The following is an 8,116-nucleotide window of genomic DNA, read 5'->3' on the forward strand; positions in this document are numbered from 1 at the left end:
ACATGACACCTACGCAATTAAAAGCAAAAGTGAAGAATATTTCTAGAGAAAAAGAAGTTGATCCGCAGCTTGTTTTAAGACATTTTATGATGGAAAAATTCTTGGAAAAAATCTCAGAGTCTCCTTATCGTGAAAATTTTGTGTTAAAAGGCGGCTTCTTGATTGGCTCAAAGTATGGCATTGAAAATCGTACAACTAAAGACATTGATACGACTTTACGGGAAATGAAAGTAACCAAAGAAACATTGACAACGGTTCTAAACGATATTTTTTCAACGCCGACGAAAGAAGGCATTCAATTTGAGATTCAAGGAATGAAAGAAACGAGGGAAGCTGATTATTATCCAGGGTTTAGCTTACGTGTACTGGCACATTTGGAAAACATGCGGCCAGATTTTAAGGTAGATGTTACTACAGGTGACTCGATCTATCCTGCAACGATCACTCACAGTCATAAATTGATGTTTGAGGATCGAACGATTCCTTTGGAATCCTATCCTACAGAACAAATTATTGCTGAAAAATTAAGTGCAACCTTTGATTTTTTAACAGATAATTTAAGAGGAAAAGATTTTTATGATCTCTATACTATTCCTAAAATGGAGAAGATCGATGAGAAGACCTTGAAAGATAGTGTGAGAAATACATTTACACGTCGAGGAAAAACTGATCCGTTAAAGATTTACTATGAAAAGGATATGGATGTACTGAAAAATAGTGACGAGCTAAAAGATACTTGGAAGAAATATCAAAAAAGCAATCCTTATGCTGCGTCGATCACGTATAAAGAGACAATGGATTCGATTAGTAATTTGATGGAAAAAGTGATTCACGTCGAAGAAAAAGAGCGAAAACTAGCTTATCAAAGACACCAACAGATGAACAGAGAAATGGAGAGATAAAGATGATCAATAATGTAACTTTAGTAGGACGCTTAACCAAAGATCCAGATTTACGTTATACCGCAAGTGGTACTGCAGTAGCGACTTTTACACTAGCTGTTAACCGCAATTTCACGAATCAAAACGGCAATCGAGAAGCTGATTTTATTAACTGTGTGATTTGGCGCAAACCAGCAGAAACGATGGCGACATTAGCTAAAAAAGGCAGTTTGATCGGCGTTGTCGGACGGATTCAAATCCGAACCTACGATAACCAACAAGGACAACGTGTGTATGTGACAGAAGTTGTGGCCGATAATTTCCAACTATTAGAAAGCAAAGCAGCGACAGAAAGCCGTGCGCACGCTGATCAATCGTCCACCAGTCCAAGCACCACCACTTTTGAACAACGGGATACAGCGACGCCTAATAACAATGGATTGAACGCTTCACAGAATCCATTTGGTGGACAATCAATCGATATTAGCGATGATGATCTACCGTTTTAGTTCGAGAAAGAAGGAGTAAGCATGGCAAAAAACATTAGTCTAACGATGGATCTATTGATACCCGTTATTGCATTTATAGACGGGATTTCTTTGGGTATCACTGAAGATCCTTTGGTAAATAGAATTGCGAAAGGATCACTATTTCTTGTATTCGTGTATCTTGTCTGTTCTTATCTTTTAAAAAGAGCAGGAAAGGATAATTCCTTTTGGCGATTGACTAAAGTCACAATAGCAGCGACAGCTGTTATACTTACGGCTATTCTACCGCTTTATATGTAGGGTTAACGGGAAATCGTTGAACTTCTTGCGAAATATTGCTATAATGAACATGAAAAAGAGGAGTTGCGCTAACAACCCCTCATTAACAGCACCGATTAAAGAACGGTGGCAGAATATTAGTTATTTGGAAATAACCGCTGACCTGCTAAAGTAGACGGTTATTTCTTTTTGTCATTTTTAAGCATATTTACAATCAAACTAATCAAAGCAATGGTAAACATACCAAAACCAAGAATGGTTTGAATTGTCTCATATGCGGACAAAAGGCTTACTCCTTTCATAGATTTTAGCACTTACATTCATAAGCACCACCACCTTTCCAGAAGTCGCCACCGTCTTCAAACTTTACTGTCTTGACTATTATAGTATATCTAAAATCGAATAAAAATTCTCAATTTTAGCTGTTTTTGCTATAATTTTAGCGAGGTGATCGCGATGGAACATTATACTGGTTTACTGGATAAAATTCGGGTAATCAAGACACAGCCATTGCTTGTGCGATTTACATTACGTACAAATCATGAACCGATTAATTGTGTGGTGGCCAATATAGAAATAGCGGATAAATTGCTGATTTTGGAAGAAGGAAAGTATACTATTTCAGTGACAGGTCACTTCAATAAACGGAATCAATTAGTCATTGAATCGATGCAAATTAGAAACCCCGATCATTTTACGCGATCGATGGGCATATAAAAGAAGAGCTGCAATCCTAATGTAGGACTGCAGCTCTTTTTGTTTTACATAGAAACAAGAAAAATGAAAAGGCCTTTTTAGGAAGGCGCAAGCGCCTTCTCAATTAAAAAACCTCTCTCTCACTCCAACCGCCACCGCCGTTCGAGAAGAAAGGAAGTGAACGTACAACGTTCACTAAGATAAAGGGTCTTGCAAAGCAAGACAAAATAGAAAAAACTTCCTCTCACCAAAAGGTTCGTTCCTGTTCGTTATCTCTTTATTGATTTGCCAGACCGGCAACAAGTTGCCTTTTATCACCAAAAAGCGACAAGGACAAGGGTAAATGGCACGCTGCGCGCCCTTGTCCTTGTCGCTTTTAGTTGATTCATTCTGGCCAACAAATCAATAAAGAAAGAACTAACGAAAGGAAGTAAAACCTTTCCTAAGAGGAGGCAGAATCAATCATGCGAAAGAAATTTGATTATTGGGGTGTTCCCTTCAGCGAATTATTCCCAAACTATCATGCACCACATACTGTCGAATGCGATTGTGGAGAAAGAGCGAAATGTATCAGAAGCTATCGTTTGTATCAATGTCCAACATGCGGGAAAAAATATACCTTGTCTTATGGCGATTATATTTTGATTGATGAGAAAGGAAAGAAACGTTGATGAAAACACAACACAAATTATTGACTGTAAAAGAAGTCGTTCAAATTTTGGTGGACAAAGAAGTCATTTCTGAAAAAGTAGCAGAAGCTTTACTTATTCCGCGGTACTGGACGATAGAAACCCCTTTAGTAGAGGATGCACCGACTATGCTATTTGAAGACCTAGTGAAGATTGCAGGATATGAACTGCATTATCAAGAAAACATGGAAACTTATGAGAACGAATATTGGTTAACAAAATTAGAGAACTAAAAAGGAGAAAAAAATATGGCTCAAAATTACTATGACGAATTTGTCAAATTACCTTTGGATAAAATGGCACAAAAAATGGAGGATATGACATTCCTATACAATGAGACACGTGTTCCAAAAAAACATTATAAGGAAAGATTGTCGGTAGCTGTGGAAGAAATGATTGAATCGGGTGTCGAAATGAATCTCATTGCGACCTACTATCGAACGCTTGAAGAACTGAAAAAGCAAAATGGAAAATGGTTTTTCCAAGCCTTACTATGCTTGGAAGCAGGCGTCAAGCCAAACACTATCAAACCTTCTGAATACCAAGCTTTAGAACTAACGTATGGGAAATTTGTCGAAACGAAAAAAGCCAAGACTGTTTCAAGTGAATGGTTGGACTACTTTGAAAATGTCAACAAGTATGGCGCATGTTACATCATGAAAAAGGAGGACAACGAAAATGAGTAATGTGGTTTATCAACTAACAATGGAAGATGTTTCTCACTTTTTAACAAGCAAAGAACATTTGAACGAAGTAATCAGGCGGATTCAAAAGGACTTTAGTTGTATGGAAGAAATGAAGTACTTTATTCAAAGAGTGGAAGAGCAGTTGTATATGGAAAGCGAAACGAGTCAAACGAAGGTTACAGTCAGCCATAATCATTTAGACGTGTACAAACGTCGTCCTGAAACGGTAATAAAAGGAACGGAGCTTCTACGACTAGAAACAGAAAAATACATCATGAATGTTTACCTAGAAAGGAGTGAGCTGGTCGAAAACTTTGTCAGCTACACGATTTGCAGGAAACACTATTACTCAGAATCAGAATATTATTCAATTTTTGAGAGCATGGAATTAATGGAAGAAGAAATGGAAGAGCTAAACAGCAAAGATGCGACGGTAGACGATTATTACCTTGTATTTACTAGATTTTTGACGTGTGGGACGGAATCTATCGTGTTAATGGGAATGGATTATGAACTCGCTGTACCCGAAGCATTTTTGAGGGAAGTAGAAGAAGTAGATAACCCAGGCGACGACTGGTACACGACTTTAACTGATTTTTTAGACACCTACACTTACGACGATACAGAAGAAATCCAAAATGAACTTGACCGTAAACGAATGCCATATCAACGATTTGAAAGGAAAAAAGGTCAATAACCATTTATACCGAAAAGTGAGAATGTGTGAAATAAGAACAAAAACCTTGAAATTAAGGGAATGGTTCTTATTTCGCACCAATCGCTCCAACCGCCCCCGCCGCTTAGGTGGTGCGAAATAAGCGGGCAAAGCCCGATAACCTAAGAGAAAGAAGGAGATCCATATGAATAAAATCATTCCTCTGTTGTTCGTACTGTGTATTGGCGAGATACTTATGCGTCATGGTGCAGCTGTACATTTAAATTTCGTAGTATTCTTAGGAATACTGATATTTTGTTTGATCTTTTGGCGCTTTGTGTTAGCCCTTGTGAGTCTAATATTCAAGTTGATTGCAGCTATATTTTTCATAGGGTTATTTCGATGAAAGGAGAGAGTACCAATGCCAATTGCAATAGGAAATAAACGGTTATCCGTGACATTAGATGAAAAGAGACAAAAAGAATTGCAGCAACTAAAGCAGAAGTACGGGAAAAGTGAATCTAAGATTATGTGTATTGCGTTAGATCTACTGATCGCGCAAGAAAAAGCAGGATTTGATGTACCAGCACTAAAAAAGTGACGTCACTTTTTAAATTGATCCATATAAGTGATATCTCTTTTAGCAAGGAGGGAAATAAATGTTAAAAACTAAAAAGAATTCGTACAAATTAAAGCTTAGTATACTATCTATTATTTGTCTTGTAGGCATGATAATTAGTGGTCATTTGTATAGAGTGGCATATACGCAGTTTATTGAGTACAAGGTTCACTCTTTAGGATTAGCTGGGGATCGATACGTTGAATATGTCCATTATTCATTAAAATGTTCTTCATATATTCTTCTTTGGCTTATTTTTTCATTGTTTGAATTGCTAAATTTAATAGCAATATCTTCATATCACTTAGATAAGCTAAATACCAAATCTAGCCGTTATAACGAAGTGTTTAAGGAAAATATGAAGTTAGAAAGTGACTTAAACAAGCTAAAAAAGATAAAAAGAAGAAAACATAAGTTAACTAAAATTATTTTATTAAGAATGATGGAATATAAGGATAAGGTTACCAACATAACGATCATTACTTCTCTGATATGCTATGGCCTTCTATCAATCAGTATTTTGTCTATAGATTATGGAGTAACTATACTGCAAGCCTTAGTTTTGGCTATGCCTATGTATCTATCATTTTTTATCATGCATGAAATATATAAGATATTTGTTTTATCAAAAAATGTAGAAATACGGGTAAATATTTTGGTGAATAGTTATCAAAAAGAACTCAAAGAAAGAAGACGGTGGCGGTATTTATTGAAAGGATAAAAAAGTAGGATTTGACATACTAGTATTCAGAAAGTGACGTCACTTTTAAAACAATGGAAAAGGTGGAGATAAAAATTAAGAAAAAACAAACCAGACTATCGTTAGCAGATATTTTAACACAGTTAACCGCAACTGAAGATGGTGTTGTAGAATTTGAACGATCTGAAATTGCGGTAGTAGATGATCGTTACTTTAAAATGCCTTACTTCTTTGACCAAGCAAAGGTCATTTGCCTTTGTGGCTACGATGGAGTACGTGATTACTTTGGAATTACTGAAGAAAAAGTCGTTTGGGTAAACAATCATACAGGATTAGGTGCGCTAGCCTTTGAAGGAACTGTATTGGACAATATCTCTATTGTATTCGAGGAAGAAAGCTTTACGCTTGAATCCGATAAGTTAACCCGATATATCGATCCAAAATTCTATGAGGATAAAAACCTGGTATGGGAACTGGCTTTATAGACAGAGTGCTAGTGCAAGTAAAGGAAGAAAGGAAGATCACCATGAAATACAATTTATTAGCCCATAAAAAAATGTGGGTAGAGAAATTAGAGGAAGACTTAGAACAGTTGGAATTGTTAGGTTATAATAAGACTACAACGGTGTATAAAGAAGGGCTAAAACGAACGAAAAAAGCACAAAAAGAACTAGCAACAATGGAAAGTAGCGTTCAGAAAAAAGAAGTAAGCTTAACACACGCTTACCTTTAGGAGTAGAAAATGGCAGACAAGAGAAAAGAAAAGATTCAAAAATTACTGGCGCTTGCGGCGGATGCAAATGATGAGGAATCAATGAGCGCGTTAGCCAAAGCCCAGCAATAAGACTTACATGGAAGATCTCGGCTTAGTTCCTGGAAAAGACACTTCGCACAAAGTAAAAGATAATGAAGCTTACTTCCATGGATACCAGGAAGGATTAAAATTTAAAAAAACAGAATTACTAGAATAAGAAGTGCGACCAACAGGGTATACTCTGTTGACCTTTAAAAAAGTAACTTTCTGACCTAATTAATTGACCTACTAAAAGAGCTATGAAATGAGGAATAAAAAAGAGGTCAAAAATTTTTAAGTTTTTGATCTCTATTTTTTATTCATTATATTACTCAGCTAGAAATAAATTATCTACAGAGAAAAATAAACAATACATTTCTTCAGGAAAAGTGTATCTATCCCCTATAATCAACTGTTTTGAGGGTGCGGTTATCAGTTGGACTATAAGTACAAAACCGAATGCTGAAATGGTCAATTCTATGTTAGACAACGCCGTGGCTACTTTGAGTCCAGGGAACTCTCCTATTGTTCATTCACATTATCGCTGGCCAAGATGGATTGAACGAATGAAACAAGGCAAATTAATTCGTTCAATGTCAAAGAAAGGATATTCTCCAGACAATTCAGCCTGTGAAGGATTTTTAGGTCGTCTTAAAAATGAATTTTTTTATAGTCATGATTGGAATTTGGTTTCTATTGATCAATCCATCGCTGAGTTAGACGAGTATATTCTTTGGTACAATCAGAAACAAATCAAATGCTCGCTGGTTGGACTTAGCTCGATAGATTATCGTAAACAGTTAGGTATTTTATAGAATGAAGGTGCAAGAAAACGTCCCCCCCTTTTCTACATTTTAACTTGGCCGTTTACAACATCTTCTCGTAGATAAGTTTAATTTATTTCTGTCTTTACGAAAAGATGTTTAAGATATGATACTAACATCACTAATATATTTCTATCAAGAAAATTTATCAGTATATTTTTGGTAAAACTGTAGTAAATTGTGTTTGTTTTTTGTATTTGTCTTTATAAAAATATTATGAAAATGAGCTTTTACTGTTCCGTTTGATATATATAATTTATCAGCAATTTCCTGGTAAGTTAGCGAATTTAATAATTCAGCCAAAAGTTCTCTCTCCCGGGAGGTTAGCGTAAATTCTGAACAAAACTTATCAAAACTTTGTGTATTATAGATAGTAGCAGGAATTACGTGAATTTTTTGTATGAAAAAATTTAATAACCAAAAACATAGTAAAATTGAAAGAATATCATTGTTTATATTGTAACCATGTAAGAAGTAAAAATAGTTTTGTGATATCGGCCAACGAAAGAAATTATACACGTTACCGATGAGGGTAATTGTTGCTCCTAAAATCACCGTTATCCCAAAGTTTTTATTCTTAACAAGGAAATGCTGCGCACTCAAATTTATTTGTTGTATTGGTTTAGTTGTTAGGAATCCGAGATAAATAAAATAAATATCTTCGGCTAAAGTAGCAATAAAGATACTTAACGGAGATACCGCTCCAATAAATAGAGGCAATATTAATAATAAAGAAACAAAAATAAATAAAAATATATTTTTTGGCATATGAGAATTAGAGATATGCTGTGTACATATTATAAAAG

15 protein-coding genes and 2 pseudogenes are annotated in these 8,116 nt (G+C 35.5%); 15 read left to right on the plus strand and 2 right to left on the minus strand.

Annotated features, from left to right (window positions below; translation table 11 throughout):
- The first annotated feature begins 2 nt into the window (after positions 1–2).
- The 3 genes from RWU19_RS11995 to RWU19_RS12005 are packed head-to-tail and all read left to right on the plus strand — an operon-like array spanning position 3 to position 1,669.
- Positions 3–902: a nucleotidyl transferase AbiEii/AbiGii toxin family protein gene (locus tag RWU19_RS11995; RefSeq protein WP_316002550.1), complete on the plus strand. Its 900-nt coding sequence runs from the start codon at positions 3–5 to the stop codon at positions 900–902.
- A 2-nt stretch (positions 903–904) separates the two neighbouring features.
- Positions 905–1,390, plus strand: coding sequence for a single-stranded DNA-binding protein (ssb, locus tag RWU19_RS12000; RefSeq protein ID WP_316002551.1), 486 nt, complete (start codon positions 905–907; stop codon positions 1,388–1,390).
- 21 nt (positions 1,391–1,411) lie between these two features.
- Positions 1,412–1,669 carry a hypothetical protein gene (locus RWU19_RS12005; RefSeq protein WP_081129236.1) on the plus strand — a complete coding sequence of 86 codons (258 nt, stop codon included), beginning with the start codon at positions 1,412–1,414 and terminating at the stop codon, positions 1,667–1,669.
- Between the two features lie 158 nt (positions 1,670–1,827).
- Here the strand turns inward: RWU19_RS12005 and RWU19_RS12010 are convergent, their stop codons facing one another.
- Positions 1,828–1,950 carry a putative holin-like toxin gene (locus RWU19_RS12010; protein ID WP_002295624.1) on the minus strand — a complete coding sequence of 41 codons (123 nt, stop codon included), beginning with the start codon at positions 1,948–1,950 and terminating at the stop codon, positions 1,828–1,830.
- A 154-nt stretch (positions 1,951–2,104) separates the two neighbouring features.
- On the opposite strand from RWU19_RS12010, the gene RWU19_RS12015 reads away from it, so the two are divergent.
- The 12 genes and pseudogenes from RWU19_RS12015 to RWU19_RS12070 all read left to right on the plus strand — a co-directional run.
- Complete coding sequence (locus RWU19_RS12015; RefSeq protein ID WP_070828439.1) at positions 2,105–2,365, plus strand: hypothetical protein; 261 nt, start codon at positions 2,105–2,107, stop codon at positions 2,363–2,365.
- Between the two features lie 443 nt (positions 2,366–2,808).
- A complete protein-coding gene (locus RWU19_RS12020) occupies positions 2,809–3,015 on the plus strand; it encodes a DNA helicase UvrA (RefSeq protein WP_316002552.1) in 207 nt (68 codons plus the stop codon).
- On the plus strand, positions 3,015–3,266 hold the full coding sequence (locus RWU19_RS12025; RefSeq protein ID WP_002287517.1) for a hypothetical protein: 252 nt from the start codon (positions 3,015–3,017) through the stop codon (positions 3,264–3,266). The genes RWU19_RS12020 and RWU19_RS12025 overlap by 1 nt, the downstream gene beginning before the upstream one ends.
- A 15-nt stretch (positions 3,267–3,281) precedes the next feature.
- Positions 3,282–3,719, plus strand: a complete 438-nt coding sequence (locus tag RWU19_RS12030; protein WP_316002553.1) for a hypothetical protein — start codon at positions 3,282–3,284, stop codon at positions 3,717–3,719.
- On the plus strand, positions 3,712–4,416 hold the full coding sequence (locus RWU19_RS12035) for a hypothetical protein (protein ID WP_316002554.1): 705 nt from the start codon (positions 3,712–3,714) through the stop codon (positions 4,414–4,416). The genes RWU19_RS12030 and RWU19_RS12035 overlap by 8 nt, the downstream gene beginning before the upstream one ends.
- A gap of 163 nt (positions 4,417–4,579) precedes the next feature.
- Complete coding sequence (locus RWU19_RS12040) at positions 4,580–4,780, plus strand: hypothetical protein (protein WP_002338055.1); 201 nt, start codon at positions 4,580–4,582, stop codon at positions 4,778–4,780.
- A 15-nt stretch (positions 4,781–4,795) separates the two neighbouring features.
- Complete coding sequence (locus tag RWU19_RS12045) at positions 4,796–4,975, plus strand: hypothetical protein (protein WP_316002555.1); 180 nt, start codon at positions 4,796–4,798, stop codon at positions 4,973–4,975.
- A gap of 58 nt (positions 4,976–5,033) precedes the next feature.
- Positions 5,034–5,714: a hypothetical protein gene (locus tag RWU19_RS12050; protein WP_316002556.1), complete on the plus strand. Its 681-nt coding sequence runs from the start codon at positions 5,034–5,036 to the stop codon at positions 5,712–5,714.
- Between the two features lie 62 nt (positions 5,715–5,776).
- The gene (locus RWU19_RS12055; RefSeq protein WP_316002557.1) at positions 5,777–6,178 is read left to right on the plus strand and encodes a hypothetical protein; all 402 of its coding nucleotides are present in this window, start codon (positions 5,777–5,779) and stop codon (positions 6,176–6,178) included.
- A gap of 41 nt (positions 6,179–6,219) precedes the next feature.
- Positions 6,220–6,426, plus strand: a complete 207-nt coding sequence (locus RWU19_RS12060) for a hypothetical protein (protein ID WP_316002558.1) — start codon at positions 6,220–6,222, stop codon at positions 6,424–6,426.
- A gap of 9 nt (positions 6,427–6,435) precedes the next feature.
- Positions 6,436–6,534 (plus strand): annotated as a pseudogene (locus tag RWU19_RS12065) (DUF2786 domain-containing protein); the annotation flags it as partial.
- A gap of 290 nt (positions 6,535–6,824) precedes the next feature.
- Positions 6,825–7,301 (plus strand): annotated as a pseudogene (locus tag RWU19_RS12070) (transposase); the annotation flags it as partial.
- A 144-nt stretch (positions 7,302–7,445) separates the two neighbouring features.
- On the opposite strand, the gene RWU19_RS12075 reads toward RWU19_RS12070, so the two are convergent.
- A partial coding sequence (locus RWU19_RS12075; RefSeq protein WP_316032196.1) for a helix-turn-helix transcriptional regulator occupies positions 7,446–8,116 on the minus strand: 671 nt, incomplete at its 5' end.

It is taken from the genome of Enterococcus sp. 2STP (assembly GCF_032465635.1).
GTDB lineage: Bacteria > Bacillota > Bacilli > Lactobacillales > Enterococcaceae > Enterococcus_B > Enterococcus_B lactis.

What these genes read in the sequence shown, in the direction of transcription:
- RWU19_RS11995 (WP_316002550.1), top strand. Translation starts at nt 3, where the DNA reads ATGACACCTACGCAATTAAAAGCAAAAGTGAAGAATATTTCTAGAGAA.
- ssb (WP_316002551.1), top strand. Translation starts at nt 905, where the DNA reads ATGATCAATAATGTAACTTTAGTAGGACGCTTAACCAAAGATCCAGAT.
- RWU19_RS12050 (WP_316002556.1), top strand. Translation starts at nt 5,034, where the DNA reads ATGTTAAAAACTAAAAAGAATTCGTACAAATTAAAGCTTAGTATACTA.
- RWU19_RS12025 (WP_002287517.1), top strand. Translation starts at nt 3,015, where the DNA reads ATGAAAACACAACACAAATTATTGACTGTAAAAGAAGTCGTTCAAATT.
- RWU19_RS12005 (WP_081129236.1), top strand. Translation starts at nt 1,412, where the DNA reads ATGGCAAAAAACATTAGTCTAACGATGGATCTATTGATACCCGTTATT.
- RWU19_RS12010 (WP_002295624.1), bottom strand. Translation starts at nt 1,950, where the DNA reads ATGAAAGGAGTAAGCCTTTTGTCCGCATATGAGACAATTCAAACCATT.
- RWU19_RS12045 (WP_316002555.1), top strand. Translation starts at nt 4,796, where the DNA reads ATGCCAATTGCAATAGGAAATAAACGGTTATCCGTGACATTAGATGAA.
- RWU19_RS12035 (WP_316002554.1), top strand. Translation starts at nt 3,712, where the DNA reads ATGAGTAATGTGGTTTATCAACTAACAATGGAAGATGTTTCTCACTTT.
- RWU19_RS12015 (WP_070828439.1), top strand. Translation starts at nt 2,105, where the DNA reads ATGGAACATTATACTGGTTTACTGGATAAAATTCGGGTAATCAAGACA.
- RWU19_RS12060 (WP_316002558.1), top strand. Translation starts at nt 6,220, where the DNA reads ATGAAATACAATTTATTAGCCCATAAAAAAATGTGGGTAGAGAAATTA.
- RWU19_RS12040 (WP_002338055.1), top strand. Translation starts at nt 4,580, where the DNA reads ATGAATAAAATCATTCCTCTGTTGTTCGTACTGTGTATTGGCGAGATA.
- RWU19_RS12030 (WP_316002553.1), top strand. Translation starts at nt 3,282, where the DNA reads ATGGCTCAAAATTACTATGACGAATTTGTCAAATTACCTTTGGATAAA.
- RWU19_RS12020 (WP_316002552.1), top strand. Translation starts at nt 2,809, where the DNA reads ATGCGAAAGAAATTTGATTATTGGGGTGTTCCCTTCAGCGAATTATTC.